At 62.6% G+C, this 18,866-nt stretch carries 18 protein-coding genes; 12 read left to right on the top strand and 6 right to left on the bottom strand.

Annotated features, from left to right (window positions below):
- The first annotated feature begins 217 nt into the window (after window positions 1–217).
- The 3 genes from acnA (at window position 218) to AC3WWH_RS11545 (ending at window position 4,606) form a co-directional block, all read left to right on the top strand.
- Window positions 218–2,908 carry an aconitate hydratase AcnA gene (acnA, locus tag AC3WWH_RS11535; protein WP_058321683.1) on the top strand — a complete coding sequence of 897 codons (2,691 nt, stop codon included), beginning with the start codon at window positions 218–220 and terminating at the stop codon, window positions 2,906–2,908.
- A 206-nt stretch (window positions 2,909–3,114) separates the two neighbouring features.
- Complete coding sequence (locus tag AC3WWH_RS11540; protein WP_082616169.1) at window positions 3,115–3,888, top strand: DUF1223 domain-containing protein; 774 nt, start codon at window positions 3,115–3,117, stop codon at window positions 3,886–3,888.
- Between the two features lie 313 nt (window positions 3,889–4,201).
- Window positions 4,202–4,606, top strand: a complete 405-nt coding sequence (locus AC3WWH_RS11545) for a DUF2794 domain-containing protein (RefSeq protein ID WP_057254910.1) — start codon at window positions 4,202–4,204, stop codon at window positions 4,604–4,606.
- A gap of 224 nt (window positions 4,607–4,830) precedes the next feature.
- Here AC3WWH_RS11545 and AC3WWH_RS11550 read toward each other — a convergent pair whose 3' ends face one another.
- The 4 genes from AC3WWH_RS11550 to AC3WWH_RS11565 all read right to left on the bottom strand — a co-directional run bounded on the left by AC3WWH_RS11550 (window position 4,831) and on the right by AC3WWH_RS11565 (window position 9,746).
- On the bottom strand, window positions 4,831–5,388 hold the full coding sequence (locus AC3WWH_RS11550; protein WP_058321793.1) for a GNAT family N-acetyltransferase: 558 nt from the start codon (window positions 5,386–5,388) through the stop codon (window positions 4,831–4,833).
- Between the two features lie 122 nt (window positions 5,389–5,510).
- Window positions 5,511–6,248, bottom strand: coding sequence for a Bax inhibitor-1/YccA family protein (locus AC3WWH_RS11555; RefSeq protein WP_058321682.1), 738 nt, complete (start codon window positions 6,246–6,248; stop codon window positions 5,511–5,513).
- A gap of 223 nt (window positions 6,249–6,471) precedes the next feature.
- Window positions 6,472–9,024 carry an ABC transporter permease gene (locus AC3WWH_RS11560; protein WP_058321681.1) on the bottom strand — a complete coding sequence of 851 codons (2,553 nt, stop codon included), beginning with the start codon at window positions 9,022–9,024 and terminating at the stop codon, window positions 6,472–6,474.
- Window positions 9,021–9,746, bottom strand: a complete 726-nt coding sequence (locus tag AC3WWH_RS11565) for an ABC transporter ATP-binding protein (protein ID WP_057255089.1) — start codon at window positions 9,744–9,746, stop codon at window positions 9,021–9,023. The genes AC3WWH_RS11560 and AC3WWH_RS11565 overlap by 4 nt, the downstream gene beginning before the upstream one ends.
- 65 nt (window positions 9,747–9,811) lie before the next feature.
- On the opposite strand from AC3WWH_RS11565, the gene AC3WWH_RS11570 reads away from it, so the two are divergent.
- Together AC3WWH_RS11570 and thpR are read left to right on the top strand one after the other, a co-directional pair.
- Window positions 9,812–10,453 (top strand): arylesterase, encoded by a 642-nt coding sequence (locus AC3WWH_RS11570; RefSeq protein WP_057254907.1) that lies wholly within the window; start codon window positions 9,812–9,814, stop codon window positions 10,451–10,453.
- Window positions 10,454–10,567: 114 nt separating this feature from the next.
- Window positions 10,568–11,158, top strand: coding sequence for an RNA 2',3'-cyclic phosphodiesterase (gene thpR / locus AC3WWH_RS11575; RefSeq protein WP_057254906.1), 591 nt, complete (start codon window positions 10,568–10,570; stop codon window positions 11,156–11,158).
- Here thpR and AC3WWH_RS11580 read toward each other — a convergent pair.
- On the bottom strand, window positions 11,095–11,571 hold the full coding sequence (locus AC3WWH_RS11580; RefSeq protein ID WP_057254905.1) for a low molecular weight protein-tyrosine-phosphatase: 477 nt from the start codon (window positions 11,569–11,571) through the stop codon (window positions 11,095–11,097). The two genes, thpR and AC3WWH_RS11580, sit on opposite strands and share 64 nt — an antisense overlap.
- Before the next feature lie 89 nt (window positions 11,572–11,660).
- Between AC3WWH_RS11580 and AC3WWH_RS11585 the strand changes: the two genes are divergently transcribed.
- From AC3WWH_RS11585 to AC3WWH_RS11615, 7 genes are all read left to right on the top strand, one after another.
- On the top strand, window positions 11,661–11,978 hold the full coding sequence (locus AC3WWH_RS11585; RefSeq protein WP_057254904.1) for a 4a-hydroxytetrahydrobiopterin dehydratase: 318 nt from the start codon (window positions 11,661–11,663) through the stop codon (window positions 11,976–11,978).
- 104 nt (window positions 11,979–12,082) lie between these two features.
- Entirely contained in the window at window positions 12,083–12,460 is a 378-nt protein-coding gene (locus AC3WWH_RS11590; protein ID WP_057254903.1) for a YkvA family protein, read from the top strand.
- A 397-nt stretch (window positions 12,461–12,857) separates the two neighbouring features.
- Complete coding sequence (locus tag AC3WWH_RS11595) at window positions 12,858–13,361, top strand: invasion associated locus B family protein (RefSeq protein WP_057255088.1); 504 nt, start codon at window positions 12,858–12,860, stop codon at window positions 13,359–13,361.
- A 284-nt stretch (window positions 13,362–13,645) separates the two neighbouring features.
- Window positions 13,646–14,881, top strand: coding sequence for a dual-specificity RNA methyltransferase RlmN (gene rlmN, locus AC3WWH_RS11600; protein ID WP_058321680.1), 1,236 nt, complete (start codon window positions 13,646–13,648; stop codon window positions 14,879–14,881).
- Between the two features lie 139 nt (window positions 14,882–15,020).
- On the top strand, window positions 15,021–15,974 hold the full coding sequence (locus tag AC3WWH_RS11605; protein ID WP_058321679.1) for an ABC transporter substrate-binding protein: 954 nt from the start codon (window positions 15,021–15,023) through the stop codon (window positions 15,972–15,974).
- A gap of 219 nt (window positions 15,975–16,193) precedes the next feature.
- Window positions 16,194–17,072 (top strand): ABC transporter permease, encoded by an 879-nt coding sequence (locus AC3WWH_RS11610; RefSeq protein ID WP_057254900.1) that lies wholly within the window; start codon window positions 16,194–16,196, stop codon window positions 17,070–17,072.
- Window positions 17,069–17,863: an ABC transporter ATP-binding protein gene (locus AC3WWH_RS11615; RefSeq protein ID WP_058321678.1), complete on the top strand. Its 795-nt coding sequence runs from the start codon at window positions 17,069–17,071 to the stop codon at window positions 17,861–17,863. Before AC3WWH_RS11610 ends, AC3WWH_RS11615 begins: the two co-directional genes overlap by 4 nt.
- A gap of 264 nt (window positions 17,864–18,127) precedes the next feature.
- Here AC3WWH_RS11615 and AC3WWH_RS11620 read toward each other — a convergent pair whose 3' ends face one another.
- Window positions 18,128–18,769: a LysE family translocator gene (locus AC3WWH_RS11620; protein ID WP_058321677.1), complete on the bottom strand. Its 642-nt coding sequence runs from the start codon at window positions 18,767–18,769 to the stop codon at window positions 18,128–18,130.
- Window positions 18,770–18,866: the final 97 nt, after the last annotated feature.

Genomic DNA, 18,866 nt, shown 5'->3' on the forward strand with positions numbered 1-18,866 from the left:
TTGGACCTTCGTTGCTCTGGCACGTTTTGGAGAAATTATCTATAAGGCGGCCAACACGCCAGCGGTCGGCGTGAATTTCATCCTAGCGCCGAACATGGAATGAATTTCCACGTACGGACAGCGGAAATGGCCGCACCCGCATCCCAATTCGCGCTTCATTGCGCTCGGGCGTTCGTACGTCAGTTTTTGGCGATCAGACGGAACGGGGTATTATCCAGTGTCCAAATCCCTAGACAGCTTCAATTGTCGCTCCACGCTCACCGTCAACGGTGTGGACTACGTCTATTACAGCCTGCCGAAGGCGGAGGCGAACGGTCTCGCCGGCGTTTCCAAGCTGCCCTACTCGATGAAGGTTCTGCTCGAGAACCTGCTGCGCAATGAAGACGGCCGCTCCGTCACCAAGAAGGACATCGAGAACGTTGCCGCCTGGCTCAACGACAAGGGCACGGCTGAAAACGAAATCGCCTACCGCCCGGCCCGCGTGCTGATGCAGGACTTCACCGGCGTTCCCGCCGTGGTCGACCTCGCTGCAATGCGCGACGCCATGGTCTCGCTCGGCGGCGACCCGGAAAAGATCAACCCGCTCGTTCCCGTCGACCTCGTCATCGACCACTCCGTCATCGTCGACGAATTCGGCACGCCGAACGCCTTTGCCCGCAACGTCGAGCTGGAATACCAGCGCAACGGCGAGCGCTACCGCTTCCTGAAGTGGGGCCAGCAGGCGTTCAAGAACTTCCGCGTCGTGCCGCCCGGCACCGGCATCTGTCACCAGGTCAATCTGGAATATCTGGGCCAGACCGTGTGGACCCGTGAAGAAGACGGCGAAATCACCGCCTACCCGGATACCTGCGTCGGCACCGACAGCCACACCACCATGATCAACGGCCTTGGCGTTCTCGGCTGGGGCGTTGGCGGTATCGAAGCTGAAGCCGCGATGCTCGGCCAGCCGGTCTCCATGCTTCTGCCTGAGGTCATCGGCTTCAAGCTGACGGGCAAGCTGAAAGAGGGCGTCACCGCGACCGACCTCGTGCTCATGGTCGTTCAGATGCTGCGCAAGAAGGGCGTGGTTTCGAAGTTCGTCGAATTCTTCGGCCCGGGCCTCGACAACATGACGCTCGCCGACCGCGCCACCATCGGCAACATGGGTCCGGAATACGGCGCGACCTGCGGCTTCTTCCCGGTCGACAGCGAAACCATCAACTACCTCACCATGTCCGGCCGCGAAGAGCAGCGCATTTCGCTCGTCGAAGCCTATTCCAAGGCCCAGGGCATGTGGCGCGACGGTGACGGCTCGGAGCTTGTCTTTACCGACACGCTGGAACTCGACCTCGGCGACGTCGTACCTGCCATGGCCGGCCCGAAGCGTCCGGAAGGCCGCATCCCGCTCGAAAGCATCGCGTCGGGCTTCGCAACCGCACTCGAAGGCGACTACAAGAAGCCGGGCCAGCTTTCGAACCGCTACGCCGTAGAAGGCACCGATTTCGATCTCGGCCATGGCGACGTTGCCATCGCTGCGATCACGTCGTGCACCAACACCTCCAACCCGTCGGTTCTGATCGCCGCCGGCCTGCTCGCCCGCAACGCCGTTGCCAAGGGCCTGAAGTCCAAGCCCTGGGTCAAGACCTCGCTCGCACCGGGATCGCAGGTCGTCGGTGAGTACCTGGCCAAGTCCGGCCTGCAGAAGGACCTCGACGCGCTCGGCTTCAACCTCGTCGGCTTCGGCTGCACCACCTGCATCGGCAACTCCGGTCCGCTGCCGGCGCCGATCTCGAAGACGATCAACGACAAGGGCCTGATCGCCGCCGGCGTTCTCTCCGGCAACCGCAACTTCGAAGGCCGTATCTCGCCGGACGTCCAGGCAAACTACCTCGCCTCGCCGCCGCTCGTCGTCGCCTATGCACTCGCCGGTACGGTCCAGAAGGACCTGACCAACGAACCGCTCGGCGAAGACAAGGACGGCAACCCGGTCTTCCTCAAGGACATCTGGCCGACCTCCAAGGAAATCCAGGAGTTCATCTTCAAGTACGTCACCCGCGAACTCTACGCGACCAAGTACGCGGACGTCTTCAAGGGCGACGAAAACTGGCAGGCCGTTCAGGTTCCTCCGGGCCAGACCTACGCCTGGGACGATGGCTCGACCTACGTGCAGAACCCGCCCTACTTCGTCGGCATGGGCAAGTCCGGCTCCGGCATCTCCGACATCAAGGGCGCGCGCGTCCTCGGCCTGTTCGGCGACAAGATCACCACCGACCACATCTCGCCGGCCGGTTCGATCAAGGCAGCCTCGCCGGCTGGTGCCTACCTCATCGGTCATGGCGTCGGCGTTGCCGACTTCAACCAGTACGGTACGCGTCGCGGCAACCATGAGGTGATGATGCGCGGCACCTTTGCCAACATCCGCATCCGCAACCACATGCTCGGCCCGAACGGCAAGGAAGGTGGCTACACCATCCACTATCCGTCGAAGGAAGAGATGTCGATCTACGACGCCGCCATGCAGTACAAGGAAGAGGGCGTTCCGCTCGTCATCTTCGCCGGCGTCGAGTACGGCAACGGTTCGTCGCGCGACTGGGCTGCGAAGGGCACCAACCTGCTCGGCGTCAAGGCCGTCGTCGCGCAGTCCTTCGAGCGTATCCACCGCTCGAACCTGGTCGGCATGGGCGTCATCCCCTTCGTCTTCGAAGAGGGCACGACCTGGGAATCGCTGGGCCTCAAGGGCGATGAAATCGTCACCATCGACAACCTCGCCAATGTCCAGCCGCGCGAAAAGCGCGTTGCCAAGGTCACCTATGGCGACGGCAGCGTGAAGGAAATTCCGCTGATCTGCCGGATCGATACGCTGGACGAAGTGACCTACGTCAACAACGGCGGCATCCTGCAGACGGTTCTGCGCGACCTCGCCGCCTGATCGCCAGACCATCGCGAAGCATTGGAGCCGGGACGTCGAAAGGCGCCCCGGCTCTTTCTTTGGTCGTCAAATCCCAAAACGTCCCAACACAAGCCCGTGCTCACCCGTCACCTCACTCCAACGTGACTTCCCGTTGATGCGTGGCCGGCGTATGTAATGAACTCCCCCATAAGGAGTAGGCCGACGGCCCCCAACGAAGTGACGCCATGACATCCGCAGACCGTTCTTTCATTCGCCCTTTTGCACTGGCTTTCGGGCTGTTCGCAGCCGCTGGTGCACCGGCCGGGGCACAGGACGGACAGGTGATCAAAGGCGTCGTGGAACTGTTCACCAGCCAGGGCTGTTCCTCCTGCCCGCCGGCCGATGCGGCACTGAAGGCCCTTGTCGATGGCGGTGACGTCGTGGCGCTCGCCTACCATGTCGACTACTGGAACTATCTCGGTTGGGCGGACACCCTGGCCTCCAAGGAAAATACCGAACGGCAATACGCCTATGCGCGCATGCTCGGCCGCAATGGCGTCTATACGCCCCAGGCGATCCTGAACGGGCGCGACCATGTCAACGGCGGCAATCTTCAGGCGATCAAGACGCGGCTGGAGACGATGAAGGCCGAAGGCAAGGGGCTTGCCGTTCCCGTCGAGGCGAAGATTGAGGGCGAAGAAATCCAGATCAACGTCGGTAGCGGCATCGGCAAGGCGAACGTCGTCGTCGTCTATTTCGACCGCGCGAAAGTGGTGAAGATGGAGAAGGGGGAGAACAGCGGCAAGGAAATCCCCTACTGGCATGCCGTGCGCGACATTCAGACGATCGGCATGTGGGACGGAAAGCCGGCAACCTTCACCCTTCCCGCAACGGTTCTGACCGAGCGGCCCGGCAACAGCGGCTGTGCCGTTCTCTTGCAATCGATGAAGGACAAGGAAACGCCGGGCGCGATCATCGGCGCCACGGCCGTGCTCGCCGGCCCGCAAGGCAAATTGTAAGCGGGCGCGGCGCAAGGGGGTGGTTCGGCCCGGCAGCATCGAGGGGCTGGGGCTGAGGGTTCGAAGTTACCGGACCGAACCGGCCATGGCTGCGTTCGGTGAACTCCCGCAGCATGACGACCTGACCGGACATACGGTGGCAACGACTCTGTCCGTCAGCGCTCGCGAGTTTTGCGGTGAATTGGGGCGGCGATTTGACTGAAATGGGGCAGAGGTAAGAAATGCCCTCTTCGTCCAACGGCTTCCGGCTTGCTTTTCGGCTCACGTCAGGCACACTGTTATCGTTCTGTCACAACAGAAGGCCGGATTGCCGATGACCGATGAGCCGGATTTGCCGCAAGGCGAGGCGCGCCATCAGCGCGAGATCACTTCCGAAGTGGTCGTCCATCTTCACGAATACAAGAACGCCAAGAACCCTCCCCCCATCACTTTCCATCGCCGCGAGTTGGACCAAATCCTTTGGGTCTACGGTCGAATGGTCGGCGAAGGCGAATGGCGGGACTACGCCATCGACCACCTGAAGGACCGCGCGGTCTTCTCGGTGTTCAAGCGTTCGGGAGAAATGCCGCTCTACCGGATCGAGAAGAACCCGAAGCTGTCGACGAAACAGGGCGCCTATAGCGTGCTGAACATTCACGGCACGATCCTGAAACGCGGCCACGAGCTCGCCCAGGTGCTCAAGGTGTTCGACAAGGTCCTGAAGCTGGTGGAAACCTGAAGCATGCCGCGCAAAGGTGCGCAGCGGTTTTGCGATAACGACATGCGAAATATCAGAAGCTTGAAGCGCTGGGAGCGGACCTGCAAGATCGCGACGCGCCTTAAGACCTGATCCGCACCGGCGTCCCGGTGAGATGCGCGGCGACCTCTTCCGACGCAGGGCTTTGACCCGCCCCGGGACGGCCGACTGCAATCAGCGCATGTCGGGCGTCCGCGAGGCGACGATCAGTTCTGATAGAGCGTGTCTGGATAGACGTCTTCCGGCGGATCGCTCTTCTGGCCCTCGCCAAGCGCGAGCTGCATGATCGCCGTGTCGAGCCAACGGCCATGCTTGAAGCCGGTCGCTTTCATCGTGCCCTGATGCTCGAAGCCGAGCGAACTGTGTACGGCGATCGATGCCGGGTGGGCACCGCCGATCACCGCAACCATCTGCCGGAAGCCGAGCTCGGTGCAACGACGAATGAGTTCGACGAGCAGCGCCTTGCCAGCACCCTTGCCGCGCGCTTCCGGCGCCAGGTAGATCGAATCCTCGACCAGAAAGCGATAGGCCGTGCGCGTCCGGAAGGCGGACGCATAGGCATAGCCGACGATCGATCCGCTGCCATCGCATGCGACCACATAGGGGTAGCCGTTGCCGATGATCGTCTCGAAGCGGTTTCGCATCTCCGCTTCGGAAGGAGGTTCGATCTCATAGGTGGCGACGCCGTTCAGTACGGATTCGCGATAGATCGCTGCGATGGCAGGAAGGTCGGCCAAGGTGGCGTCACGCAGACTCAGGGACATGGCGGTAAACTGCATCTCGAGGTTTCGTCGTCCTTTACTCCCATGGGGGCCGGGACGCGATCAACTATTTCCGGCAACAAAAAAGGCGGCCGAGGCCGCCTTTTCCGCTATTCGTTTCAAGCTTAGTTGTTCCGGTTGCCCATGAACTGCAGCAGGAACATGAACAGGTTGATGAAGTCGAGGTAGAGCGTCAGCGCGCCCATGATCGCCTTGCGGCCGGCAACGGTGCTGTCATCGGCTTCGTAGTACATTTCCTTGATCTTCTGCGTGTCGTAGGCGGTGAGGCCAGCGAAGATCAGAACACCGATCACGGAGATCGCGAAGCCGAGGGCCGACGAAGCAAGGAAGATGTTGACGAGCGACGCGATGATCAGGCCGAAGAGGCCCATGATCAGGAACGTGCCGAAGCCCGACAGGTCCTTCTTGGTCGTGTAGCCGTAGAGCGACAGAGCGCCGAACGAAGCGGCCGTGACGAAGAACGTCTGCACGATGCTCTGGCCGGTGAAGACCAGGAAGATCGACGACAGAGACAGGCCCATCAGGGCGGCATAGATCCAGAACGTCGTCTGTGCTGCGGAGACGCTCATCGAATTAATGCGGAAGCTCATGAAGAAGACCATCGCCAGCGGCGCCAGCATCACGACCCACTTCAGGGGCGAAGCGTAGATGAGCTGGGCGAATGCCGGATTGGAGGCGGCAAGCGCATAGGTTCCGTAAGCTGCCACGCCGGTGATCGCCAGGCCCAGGGCCATCAGGTTGTAGACCTTCAGCATGTACGCGCGAAGGCCCTCATCGATCACGGCACCCGCCTGAGCGCCGGCGGGCGACATTCGGGTTTGGTAGTTTCTCAGATCAGCCATTGTTTCCTCATTTAAGCTCCGGTGGAAGTTACGGTGTCGGGCGGCGAACAGTCTCGCTTTGGAAGGCTGGCTTCCACGCCCAGGCGCCGCTGCGGAGCTCCAGCATGCCTGTGGATAAATATGATGCCGAAACCCGTTGCGTACAAGACCCGAAGCCCCTGGATTCGAACGCATCCGGCCGTTTCCGGCATGCACGACAGGGATTTACGGTTAACTTCACCGCTCAAAGCTCCCGCAGGACCGGCGCCGCCTTCTGCCCGAGAATACGCCAGGTACCGGCAAGACCGATGCCGACGGTCATCACCAGCGCCCCGACGACGGTCAGGATCGCGACATCCGGCAGGAAGTCTGACGGCAACTTCATGATGCGGCTGACGACGAACCAAGCGGCAACTCCGCCGGCAAACAGGGCGAAAACCGCCGTTGCGAGGCCGAGAATGGCATATTCGTAGCTGAACGCCCGGATAAGGGTCGCGCGCGTCGCACCCAGCGTTTTCAGCACCACGGCGTCGTGGACGCGCGCCCGGTTGCCAGCGGCGAGCGCACCGGCAAGCACCAGGACGGAGGCGACGAGCGCCACTGCGGCCGCCGCCCGGATGGCGGTTGCCAACTGTCCAAGCAGCCCGTTCACGATGTCGAGAGCATCCTTCACCCGCACGCTTGTGATCGTCGGATAGGCGTTGGTGACGGCCTTCAGCACCGCCGCCTCCTCTTCCGGCGTCGCTGCCGGATCGATGACCGTTGCCAACCACGCATGCGGCGCACCGGCGAAGGTGTTCGGCGAAAACACCATGACGAAGTTGATCGAAAGCGATTCCCACTCGACGTTGCGGAAATTGGCGATCTTGGCGGTGATGTTGCGGCCAAGCACGTTGACGGTCACGGTGTCGCCGATCTTCAGGCCGAGTTCGCCGGCCTCTTCCGCCGAGAAGGAAACCAGGGGCTCGCTACTATAGTCGGCCGGCCACCACGTGCCCGCGGAAAGCGTCGCGTTCTCCGGCTTGTTCTTGGCATAGGTGATGCCGCGGTCGCCGCGCAGCACCCATTGGCCGCCGGGCGGCACGTTGCGGCTGTTCACGTCCTCACCGTTGAAGGCAATGATCCGGCCACGCAGCATCGGCACCTCGATGACCTTGCCCTTCGGGATCGTCCGGTTGAGCACCGAGCGGAAGCCTTCGATCTCGTTGCCCTGGATATCGACAAAGAAGAAGTTCGGCGCCCGCTCCGCCATGCTGCCGGTAAGCTCGCGGCGCAGATTGCCGTCGATCAGAGCCAACGTTACAAGCAGCGCCAGCCCAAGACCCAGCGACAACACGACCGAGGACGTGAGTGCGCCGGGGCGATGGATGTTGCCGATCGCCAGCCTGAGGGCCGGCGAGTTGACCCGCGGGCTGCGGCGCGCAAGCCAGGCGATCGCGAGCGCGACGACGCGCAGGACAATGAAGGCAAAGGCGATCGCGCCCAGGAACACCAGCGAAATATAGCGGTCGTAGGCCGTCCAGATCGCGAGCCCCGCGAGCGCGGCAAGACAAGCGACGGCGCCGAGCAAATAGGGCCATGCCGGAAAGCCGGAGGGGTCGAAACCCTGCTGGCGGAAGAGCGCGGTTGCCGGAATGGCCCGCGCCCGCCCGAGCGGCAGGATGGCGAAGGTCAGTGCCGTCAGCACGCCGAAGAGCGCGGCGAGACCGAGCGCCCCCGGATAGAGATGAAACTCCGTCGAGATCGGCAATAGATCTGCCAGGAACTGCGCGGCGATGAAGGGGATCAGCATGCCAAGCAACAGGCCGATCACGATGCCGATCAAGGCGATCATCAGGATCTGCGCAAGATAGATCATCGCCACCAGCGAGGCAGGAGCGCCCAGGCATTTGAAGGTCGCGATCACGCTGCGCTTCTGGTCGAGATAGGCGCGCACCGCGTTGGCGACGCCGACGCCGCCGACGATCAGCGCCGTCAGCCCGACAAGCGTCAGGAACTGCGAAAAGCGGGTGATGTTCGCCGTCAATGACGGCGCGGCGTTGGCGCTGGTGCGGATCGACCAGCCGGCCGCCGGAAAGCGCTTCTCGGCGTCGGTGCGAATGGCCGCGAGCTGCGCCGGGCCCGCGACCTTTACCTTGTAGCTGTGCTCGACAAGGCTTCCTGTCTGCACCAGGCCGCTCACGGCCAGCGCCTCGGCCGAGACCATCAGGCGGGGGGCAAAGCCGAAGCCGTCGGACAAGGCGTCCGGCTCGCGCACGATCGTGCCGGAGATCCGGATCCTGGCGTTGCCGAGAAGGATCTCATCTCCCACCTGCACGCCAAGACGGTCGAGCAGCAGCGGCGCCACGACGGCGCCAAAGGTCTCGCCATCGCGCGCCAAAAGCTCATGCAGCGGACGGCTCGGCTCGCTTTCCAGCGCGCCGTAGAGCGGGTAGGCGGCATCGATCGCCTTCAGTTCGACCAGCGCCTGGTTGGATCCGTCGGGCAACCGCGCCATCGACCGCAAGCCGGCGGAAACCGCGACGGTTCCGAGACTGTCGAGATAGGCGCGCTCGTCCGCGGTCGCCACGCGATTGTTGAGCTCGAAGCGGATGTCGCCGGCGAGCAGTTCCTGCCCCTGCGTCGCGATCGTCGCGGTGATCGATTGCGACAGCGAATTGACGCCGGCAATCGCCGCGGTCCCGAGCGCGATGCAGGCGAGGAAAATGTAGAAACCTCTAAGCCCGCCGCGCATTTCGCGCAGTGCCAGGCGAAGGGCAAGCAGCGGCCGCAGCCGAACCGATGACGCGCCGCTCATGCCGAGGCCGCCTCCTGGCGCGGCGTCACCGCAAGCGGCCCCGCCTCGCCGCCGGCGACAATCTCGCCGGAGCGGACGCGGACTTGCCGCACGCAACGTGCGGCAAGAGCCGCATCATGCGTCACGAGAACGAGTGTCATGCCGCGGTCACGCTGTTCGGCGAAAAGCAGATCGGCGATCTGGCGTCCGGTTTCGGCGTCGAGGTTGCCCGTCGGCTCGTCGGCGATTAGCAGTTTCGGCGAAGGCGCCAAGGCGCGAGCGATCGCCACGCGCTGCTGTTCGCCGCCGGAAAGCTGGCCGGGATAGTGGCTGAGCCGCTCGCCGAGACCGACGGCGACGAGTTCCTTGCGCGCGATCTCGAAGGCGCCGGCCACATTGGCGAGTTCGAGCGGCACCGCGACGTTTTCGAGCGCGGTCATGTTGGGGATGAGGTGGAAGGACTGGAAGACGATGCCGATGTTGCGCCCGCGGAAGTCCGCCACCCGGTCCTCGTCAAGCCGATGCAACGGCGTACCGTCGATGACGATCTCACCGCTATCCAGCCGCTCGAGCCCGGCAAGCACCATCAGCAACGTCGACTTCCCCGAACCCGACGGACCAACGATCCCGACGGACTCGCCGGCATCGATCGTGAGGCTCATGCCCTTCAGCACGTGCACCGAGGCCGCCGCCTCCCCGAGCGTCAGATCCGCGTTTTTGAGTTCGATGATGGTGCTGGCCAAGCGAAACAACCCTATATGAACGAAATGGGGAACAGAAACGGCATTCGGGATTTAGGAACAGGCCCATGGCATTAAAAGGATTTCAACGGGTTTTCTTGGCACTGACGATGACAATTGCGTTATCATCGGCAGCACGCGCCGAGACGATCAGCCTCGTGGGGTTCGGCGACAGCCTGATGGCGGGCTATCAGCTCCCGCCGCAGGACGCCTTCCCCGCTCGGCTCGAAAAGGCGCTCAAGGAAAAGGGCCTGGACGTGACGATCGCGAACGCCGGCGTTTCCGGCGACACCTCATCCGGCGGTCTTGCCCGCATCGACTGGTCCGTGCCCGATGGCACGAAGGGCGTGATCCTCGAGCTTGGCGCCAACGATGCGCTGCGTGGTATCCCGCCGGAAGAGACCCGCAAGAACATCGAGGCGATGATTACACGTCTCAAGGACCGCGGCATCCCGGTGCTGCTCGCGGGCATGATGGCACCGCCGAACATGGGCGCCGACTATGCCGCCCGCTTCAACCCGATCTTTCCGGAGCTTGCCGAAAAATATGGGCTGGAACTCTACCCGTTCTTCCTCGACGGCGTAGTGACCGAGGCGAAGCTCAAGCTGGAAGACGGCATGCATCCCAATGGCGACGGCGTCGGCGTAATGGTCGAGAAGGCACTGCCTATCGTCGAACGCTTTCTGGCAACCTTGAATAAGACGGAGTGATGACATCGTCCACAGTTAAGGGAACGTTAATATTCGTAAGTGTCAAATACTAGTTGCGTGCAGACTCGATGCGTGATTCGCTGAGACATCTGCAAGAGATTCGGGGAGCTCGCCATGCCGAGACTATTCACCGCCCTCGAAATTCCGCGCAATGCAGCAATGAGTCTTTCGTTGCTGCGCGGAGGACTTCCCGGAGCTCGCTGGATAGATGTGGAGAACTACCACATCACCTTGCGCTTCATCGGTGACGTCGACTGGCGCACCGCCGACGAGATCATCGACAAGCTCGATCGGATCGAACGTCCTGAATTCCAACTGCAGCTGACCGGCACCGGCGCTTTCGGCTCGAAGAAGCCGCATTCCGTCTGGGCCGGCGTCAGCAACCACCCGGAAATGTACGCCCTTCAGGCCGAGATCGAGCGCATCTGCCAGCGGCTCGGGCTCGGGCCGGATCCGCGAAAATTCACGCCGCATGTGACGCTCGCCCGGCTGCGCTCAAGCCGCGTCGAGGATGTGGTCGAGTACCTCTCCGGACGCGGTAATTTCATGACTTCGCTCTTCACCGTCTCGCGCTTCGTGCTTCTGTCATCGCGCGACTCGGTCGGTGGCGGGCCATACCTCACGGAAGAGGTCTTCCCGCTTCACGAGGCGCGGTCACCGAACCTTTCGAGCAACGACGAGCACCCGGCTTCGAGCATCTGGTAGAGCGCCTCGAAGGCTTCTGGCCCTTCGTAATAGGGGTCCGGGACATCCTGATTGCGGGCGGACGCATAGTCGAGGAAGAGATGCACCTTCTCGGCCGCATCGGCGGGCGCCAAGCGCTTGAGCGTGCGGACATTGTTTTCGTCCATGCCGAGGATCAGGTCGAAATCCCGGAAATCGTCCGGCCGAACCTGGCGCCCGCGCAGCGCAGAGATGTCGATCCCGCGCCGCCGCGCCGCCTGGATCGAGCGGTTGTCGGGCGGATCGCCGATGTGCCAGGCACCGGTTCCGGCCGAATCCACCTGCAGCGCTGGTGCCAATCCCTTTTGCTCGGCCAATGCGCGCAGCACACCCTCGGCCAGCGGCGACCGGCAGATATTGCCGAGACAAACGAAAAGAACTCTGACCGGTTTCATGCTATTCAATTTCGACAGGACTGGAGATTGATGCGCATTTATACGCAGCAGCTCGGCCTTCGAACAGGTCGATGTGTGGGAGAGAGACGATGACTGCGGAAAAGCTCGACGAGGCAACGATTGCCGAAAACCTGCACAAGATGGAAGGCTGGGTGCGAGCCGAAGACGGCAACTCGATCTGGAAGGCGTTCCGCTTCAAGAACTTCGTCGAAGCCTTCGGTTTCATGACCGAGTGCGCGATCGTCGCCGAAAAATTCAACCATCATCCCGAATGGTTCAACGTCTACAATCGCGTCGACGTAACCCTGACCACCCATGATGCCGGTGGGCTGACGGAACTCGACTTCAAATTGGCGGCGCGCATGGACAAGGCGGCGGCCGGCCGGATGCCGGATCATTTGAAATAGCACGGCCGATCCCCATATTGAGAAACGCCAGAGCATCCCGCTTTCAAGCGGAAAGCGGATAAGATGCTCTGGAATCAAAATGCTAGAGCGCCGGAAGCGGGACGATGGACGACATCAAGATCGGTGAAATTCTCTTGCCAGGCGAAGAATCCGAGCAGGAGCGCCGGGAAAAGCGCGTGAAGCGACGCTTCTGGCCGACCTTTCGGCGCGCTGCCCGGCAGATCCCGTTCAGCCGCGATCTCGTCGCCGCCTATTACTGCGCGATCGATCCGAAGACGCCGACACGCACCCGCGGCATTCTGCTCGCAGCGCTCGCTTATTTCGTGCTGCCGCTCGACTTCCTGCCCGACGTGCTGGCAGTGGTCGGTTTCTCCGACGACGTGGCGGTGCTGACCGCGGCCTTCGCCGCCATCAGCGGACAGATCAAGGAAACGCACTATACCAAGGCCGACGAGACGCTGGCCGACACGCCCGAGGGCTGATGTTGAAAGCCGGCCGCCAGGTTGTGGCGCCCCATTCCTGCCCGAAAGTCAAACTCTTGCCCGAATCTTTGTGGCATAGACTTGCAAATGACGCTGGTCGCACGGTTAGGCGCGGCTGGCGCCATGTAATGGCTTGGGGCAGGAAACCTTCTGGAACAGCATTCCGAGGCGACGCGCATCCGGCATCGACCCTTGGTTCGCTCACCGCGAATCATCGGGTGAAAGACGCTGGGGCAGATGGGGCAAACCGCCCCATTTCGGGGCTAAACCAGCGGTTTTCAGCCTTCGTTGACGGTTTGGTAACCTGAATTAAGTCAAAACAAATCAAATCATGACTACGCGTCGCCCGTCTGACCTGTTTCGGGTGATCGAAAAGCAAGAAAAGCGGCAGGACCTCATGTTTGTAAGAAAGATCGCAACCGCAATCGCACTCGTTCTGGCAACCGCCAGCATGGCTGCCGCTCAGTCTCCGACGCGCATCCAGCAGTTCAACGCCTGGGGCGCCTATTCCTACAACGCCGGCGGCGGCAAGGTCTGCTACGTCCTCTCGGTTCCGAAGGAAAAGAGCCCGGCCGGCGTCGACCACGGCGACATCTTCTTCCTCGTGTCCCAGCGCCCGGGCCAGAACATCAGCTATGAGCCGCAGGCGATGATGGGCTACCCCCTTCAGGAAAACTCCAAGGTCAACGTCGTCATCGACGGCCGCACCTTCGTGATGTTCACCAAGGGCAACTCCGCCTGGGTGGAAAACGCGGCCGAAGAACCGGCGCTCGTCGCCGCGATGAAGACCGGCAAGGCGATGTCGGTCAACGCCAAGTCGCGCAAAGGCACGGCCACCTCCTACTCCTATTCGCTCTCGGGCATCTCGGCTGCGCTCAAGCAGATCGAAGCCTGCAAGTAGTCCAGGCATGTCACGCAGTGTGCAGCGGTCTTGCGGCACAACAGGCGTGAAAGCCATGGCGAAGAACCAGACATTGGGCCGGCTGCGAAGCCGGCCTTTTGCGTTCAAAGGGTCTGCCTCGTGACTCCTGGCCAAAACAATGCTAAAGCGCGGCCCAACTTGAGAGCCTCCGCGCCCTGATTGGCCGCTTTCGATGGCTCGACCGATTTCAATTCGCGCATCAGGACCAACTCCGGACCCGCTCTCCGGACGGCCTCACGCCCGTACGACAGGACATCACGAGCATGGCAGCCACTGAAATTCTGAACCGGGTGGAGATCGCTAAGGCGCCGCAGGTGCGCACGGCACCGCAGGCGGAGAAGCCGTCGCTGATCGGCCTTCTGCGCGAGGACATGGCCAAGGCGCTGGTCGAGAAGGGCATCCCCGAGCGCCAGGTCAAGATGCGTGTCAGCCAACTCTGGCACTGGCTCTATGTGCGCGGCGTCTCCGACTTCGACCACATGACGAACGTGTCGAAGGACATGCGCGAGATGCTGAAGCAGCATTTCACCATTGCCCGGCCCGAAATCGTCGAGGAACAGATCTCCGGCGACGGCACCCGCAAGTGGCTGTTGCGCTTCCCGGCTCGCGGCGCCGGCCGCCCGGTCGAGATCGAGACCGTCTACATTCCCGAGGAAGGCCGCGGCACGCTCTGCATTTCAAGCCAGGTCGGCTGCACGCTCACCTGTTCCTTCTGTCATACCGGCACGCAGAAGCTGGTGCGCAACCTGACCGCCGAGGAAATCCTCGCGCAGCTGCTGCTCGCCCGCGACCGGCTCGGCGACTTCCCGGAACGCGACACGCCGCAGGGTGCGATCGTTCCGGCCGAAGGCCGCAAGATCACCAACATCGTCATGATGGGCATGGGCGAGCCGCTCTATAATTTCGAGCAGGTGAAAACCGCGCTGCTGATCGCCTCTGATGGCGAGGGCCTGTCGCTCTCCAAGCGCCGCATCACTCTTTCGACCTCCGGTATCGTGCCGGAGATCTATCGCACCGGTGAGGAAATCGGCGTCATGCTGGCGATCTCGCTGCATGCGGTGCGCGACGACCTGCGCGACATGCTGGTGCCGATCAACAAGAAGTACCCGTTGAAGGAACTGATGGACGCCTGCCGCGCCTATCCGGGGCTTTCCAACGCCCGCCGCATCACCTTCGAATATGTGATGCTGAAGGACGTCAACGACAGCCTCGAAGACGCCAAGCAACTGGTGAAGCTCTTGAAGGGCGTGCCGGCAAAGATCAACCTCATCCCCTTCAACCCCTGGCCGGGCACCAACTACCAGTGTTCCGACTGGGAGCACATCGAGAAGTTTGCCGACTTCATCAACCAGGCCGGCTACGCCTCACCGATCCGCACCCCGCGCGGCCGCGACATTCTCGCCGCCTGCGGTCAGCTGAAGTCGGACTCCGAACGCATGCGCAAGGTCGACCGCCTCGCCTTCGAGGCGATGATGATCGCCAATCACGGCGAGGACTGAGACGGACCGCCCCGCGGCGGTTTTCCGGTCCCGGCTCGGCGGGATCGATGAAGAACTTTGATGGGTGATGCAGTTCCTATCGATTGATTTCATGTCACCGGTTTCCTAAGAAAGCGGGAAATCAATTGGAGGACAACCCATGCGCTCACTTCTCATCGCCCTTGCCGCCACGGTGGCATTCACCCTGCCCGCCCGTGCCGATGAGGTGACCGTCGCCGTGACCGCGATCGTCGAGCATCCGGCGCTCGATGCCGCCCGCGACGGCGTGAAGGATGCGCTGGCCGCCGCCGGCTACAAGGAAGGCGAGAACCTCAAGTTCATCTACGAGTCGGCCCAAGGCAACCCGGCAACCGCTGCGCAGATCGCCCGCCAGTTCGCCGGCGAGGCACCGAACGTGATCGTGCCGATCTCGACGCCGTCAGCCCAGGCGGTCGTTTCCTCGACCCGCGACATCCCGGTCGTCTTCACCGCCGTTTCCGACCCGCTCGGCGCGCAGCTCGTCAAGGACATGGAAAAGCCCGGCGGCAACGTCACCGGCCTCTCGGACATGTCGCCGGTTGCCGAACACGTGGCGCTGATCAAGGAGATCCTGCCGAACGCCAAGTCGATCGGCTATCTCTACAATTCCGGTGAAGCCAACTCCGTTTCGCTGCTTGCAGTTCTCAAGACCGAAGCCGAAAAGGCCGGCCTGACCGTCGTCGAATCCGCCGCCACCAAGTCGGCTGAAGTCCAGGGTGCGGCCCGCGCCCTCGTCGGTCGCGCCGATGCGATCTACGTGCCCACCGACAACACGATCATCTCCGCGCTGGAAGGCGCCGTCGCTGTCGCTGAAGAAGCCAAGCTGCCGCTCTTCACCGCCGACACGGATTCGGTTGCCCGCGGCTCGCTCGCAGCCCTCGGCTTCAACTACTACGACGTCGGCAAGCAGACCGGCGAAGTCGTCGTGCGCATCCTCAAGGGCGAAAACCCCGGCGACATCGCCGTGAAGGTCGCCGCCGGTTCCGACCTGGTGATCAACAAGAAGGCCGCCGAGAAAATGGGCGTCACCCTTCCGGAAAGTGTCGTAAAGCGCGCAACGCGCGTCGTTGAATAAGGCTTTCGGCCTTTTCAGGTTCAAGTTTGTTGCGTTTTGCCCGCCTCCGTTCCATACGGGGGCGGTTCGCTATGAGGGGCCTGCATCCTTGGGATTGAGGGGCCGCTCCGAAGTTCTAAGCCGCACATGCGCCCGGCCACAGATGGCCCCATGTGCCAGGCGGGAGCGTCGCGCCCATAAGGACAACCACGCGCGACACGTAGAAAAGAGGGTCTGGGGTTGAGTCTAATCGCTTTCTGGGGAGCCGTGGAACTGGGGCTGGTCTACGCCTTTGTTGCCGTCGGCGTCTTTCTTGCATTCCGGGTACTCGATTTCCCCGACCTGACCGTCGACGGATCGTTTCCGCTGGGCGCCGCCGTCACCGCCGTGCTGATCATTGCAGGCGTCAACCCATGGCTTGCCGCCTGCGTGGCGATGGTCGCGGGGGCTGCCGCCGGCATCGTCACAGCGATGCTCAATGTGCGCTTCAAGATCCTCAACCTGCTCGCCTCGATCCTGACGATGATCGCGCTGTTCTCGGTCAACCTTCGCGTCATGGGCAAGCCGAACGTCGCGCTGATCAATGCCGACACGATGCTGTCGCCCTTCTACGGTCTCGGTCTTCGTGATTTCTACGTCCGGCCGCTGTTCATCGGCGTGCTCGTCGTCATCGCCGTCATCGTGGTCTGGCGTTTCCTTGAAAGCGATGCCGGTCTTGCGATGCGTGCCACTGGCGCCAATGCCCGCATGGCTCGCGCACAAGGCGTCGACACCAACCGCCAGATCTACCTGGGCATGGCGATCTCCAATGCGCTCGTCGCCTTCGGCGGTGCGCTCTTTGCCCAGACCAACGGTTTCGCCGATGTCACCTCGGGCGTCGGAACCATCGTCGTCGGCCTTGCCGCCGTCATTATCGGCGAGACGCTGCTCGGCGCGCGCGGCATCCTGATCGCACTGATCGGCTGCGTGCTCGGCTCGATCCTCTACCGCATCGCCATTCAGTTGGCGCTGTCGACCGACATGCTCGGGCTGCAGGCCTCCGACCTTAACTTCGTCACCGCCGCGCTCGTCACCTTCGCCCTCGTCCTTCCCCGCCTGCGTCGTGGAGGTGCGGCATGATCAGCGTCAACAACATCCAGGTCGTCTTCGGCAAGGGTACGCCGCTGCAGAAGCAGGCGCTGAATGGCGTTAGCCTGACGATCGAACAAGGCTCCTTCGTCACCGTCATCGGCTCCAATGGCGCCGGCAAATCGACACTTCTCGGCGTGCTCGCCGGCGATGTGCTGCCGAGCGAAGGCCAGGTGATGATCGGCAAGACCGATGTCAGCCGCAAGGGCACCGCCGCCCGCGCCGGCCTCGTCGCCCGTGTCTTCCAGGATCCGCTGACCGGCAGCTGCGGCGCGCTCTCCATCGAGGAGAACCTGGCACTCGCCGCCAAGCGCGGCGAGGCGCGCGGCCTGACTGCCGCGCTCGGCCCCAAGCGCCGCGAGCATTTCCGCGAGCGCATCGCCGAACTCAACCTCGGCCTTGAAAACCGCATGGGCGATCGCATGGATCTGCTCTCCGGCGGCCAGCGCCAGGCGGTTTCGCTGGTCATGGCGACGCTCGCGGGTTCCGAAGTGCTGCTGCTCGATGAGCACACCGCAGCGCTCGACCCGGGCATGGCCGAGTTCGTGATGAACCTCACCCAGAAGATCGTCTCGGAGCGCAAGCTGACGACGATGATGGTCACCCATTCGATGCGCCAGGCGCTCGATTACGGCCACCGCACCATCATGCTGCACGGCGGCGAGATCGTACTCGACGTCGCCGGCGACAGCCGCAAGGAATTGCAGGTCGAGGATCTGATCGCCATGTTCCGCCGCATCCGCGGCCAGACGCTCGACGACGACGCCCTGCTGATCGGCTGATCCGGTCTGCCTGTCTCGCGGTCACAGCCGGCCCCTCATCTGCCTGCCGGCATCTTCTCCCCGTTGCCACGGGGAGAAGAGACAAGTGGCAGTCTCTCAGTCCTTTTTCGGCAGATGGCGTGGGTTGCAACCTATGACCGCTTCACACTTCGCCTGAAAGCACCCCCAACAATCACCGTTTCCGCCGAACAGTGCGGCACGTGTTCTTCTCCCCGCAAGCGGGGAGAAGATGCCGGCAGGCAGATGAGGGGCGAAACTGTCCGCTTACCGCGCCGTCGTCATGAAGATCTTGACCGCAAACACCGAAAAGACCCCGGCGAAGCTGTAATCGAGCGCTCGCATCACGCCCCTGTTGCGCTGCAGCCAGGAGGCCAGCCAATCGGCGGTGAACACCACCAGCATATTGACCGGCATGCCGATCAGGATGAACAGCAGGCCGAGGAACAAAAGCTTGCCGGTGACCGAAGGATCGTCGGCGCTGACGAACTGCGGCAGGAAGGTCATGAAGAAGATGATGACCTTGGGATTGAGCAGGTTCACCCAGAAGCCGGCCGAAATGTTGGCAAGCGCGGTGCCCTCCGTGACCTCGACCTTCTGAACGGAAATGCTCGAACCAAAGCGGATCGCCTGCACCGCAAGCCACAGAAGATAGGCGGCACCACCGGTCTTGAGGATGGTGAAGGCGGTGGGCGAAGCGGTGATCAGCGCCGAAATGCCGAAGGCGACGAGAAGCGTATGCACGACGATGCCGAAGCTGGTGCCGAGCACCACGAAGAGTGCCGCCTTCTTGCCCTGAGCCAGAGCCCGGCTGATCGAAAGCGTCATGTCCGGGCCGGGCGTCGCCGCCAGAAGCAGCGTTGCGGCGGCGAAGGTGGCGAGGGTCGGCAGGCCAGGAATGAAGTCCATCGTCAGTCACCTCGGGGCAAGATCGCCCCCTCTAACGCCACGCCTTCGCTTTTGCCAGCGGATTCGCGCCATGGCGCGTTCTAGCGCTTGTATCGCC

Source organism: Ensifer sp. EB106-03-01-XG145, assembly GCF_058792075.1.

What these genes read in the sequence shown, in the direction of transcription:
- AC3WWH_RS11595 (WP_057255088.1), top strand. Translation starts at nt 12,858, where the DNA reads ATGTTTGTAAGAAAGATCGCAACCGCAATCGCACTCGTTCTGGCAACC.
- AC3WWH_RS11620 (WP_058321677.1), bottom strand. Translation starts at nt 18,769, where the DNA reads ATGGACTTCATTCCTGGCCTGCCGACCCTCGCCACCTTCGCCGCCGCA.
- AC3WWH_RS11590 (WP_057254903.1), top strand. Translation starts at nt 12,083, where the DNA reads ATGGACGACATCAAGATCGGTGAAATTCTCTTGCCAGGCGAAGAATCC.
- AC3WWH_RS11605 (WP_058321679.1), top strand. Translation starts at nt 15,021, where the DNA reads ATGCGCTCACTTCTCATCGCCCTTGCCGCCACGGTGGCATTCACCCTG.
- AC3WWH_RS11615 (WP_058321678.1), top strand. Translation starts at nt 17,069, where the DNA reads ATGATCAGCGTCAACAACATCCAGGTCGTCTTCGGCAAGGGTACGCCG.
- thpR (WP_057254906.1), top strand. Translation starts at nt 10,568, where the DNA reads ATGCCGAGACTATTCACCGCCCTCGAAATTCCGCGCAATGCAGCAATG.
- AC3WWH_RS11560 (WP_058321681.1), bottom strand. Translation starts at nt 9,024, where the DNA reads ATGAGCGGCGCGTCATCGGTTCGGCTGCGGCCGCTGCTTGCCCTTCGC.
- AC3WWH_RS11540 (WP_082616169.1), top strand. Translation starts at nt 3,115, where the DNA reads ATGACATCCGCAGACCGTTCTTTCATTCGCCCTTTTGCACTGGCTTTC.
- AC3WWH_RS11545 (WP_057254910.1), top strand. Translation starts at nt 4,202, where the DNA reads ATGACCGATGAGCCGGATTTGCCGCAAGGCGAGGCGCGCCATCAGCGC.
- AC3WWH_RS11550 (WP_058321793.1), bottom strand. Translation starts at nt 5,388, where the DNA reads ATGTCCCTGAGTCTGCGTGACGCCACCTTGGCCGACCTTCCTGCCATC.
- AC3WWH_RS11585 (WP_057254904.1), top strand. Translation starts at nt 11,661, where the DNA reads ATGACTGCGGAAAAGCTCGACGAGGCAACGATTGCCGAAAACCTGCAC.
- AC3WWH_RS11555 (WP_058321682.1), bottom strand. Translation starts at nt 6,248, where the DNA reads ATGGCTGATCTGAGAAACTACCAAACCCGAATGTCGCCCGCCGGCGCT.
- AC3WWH_RS11570 (WP_057254907.1), top strand. Translation starts at nt 9,812, where the DNA reads ATGGCATTAAAAGGATTTCAACGGGTTTTCTTGGCACTGACGATGACA.
- rlmN (WP_058321680.1), top strand. Translation starts at nt 13,646, where the DNA reads ATGGCAGCCACTGAAATTCTGAACCGGGTGGAGATCGCTAAGGCGCCG.
- AC3WWH_RS11580 (WP_057254905.1), bottom strand. Translation starts at nt 11,571, where the DNA reads ATGAAACCGGTCAGAGTTCTTTTCGTTTGTCTCGGCAATATCTGCCGG.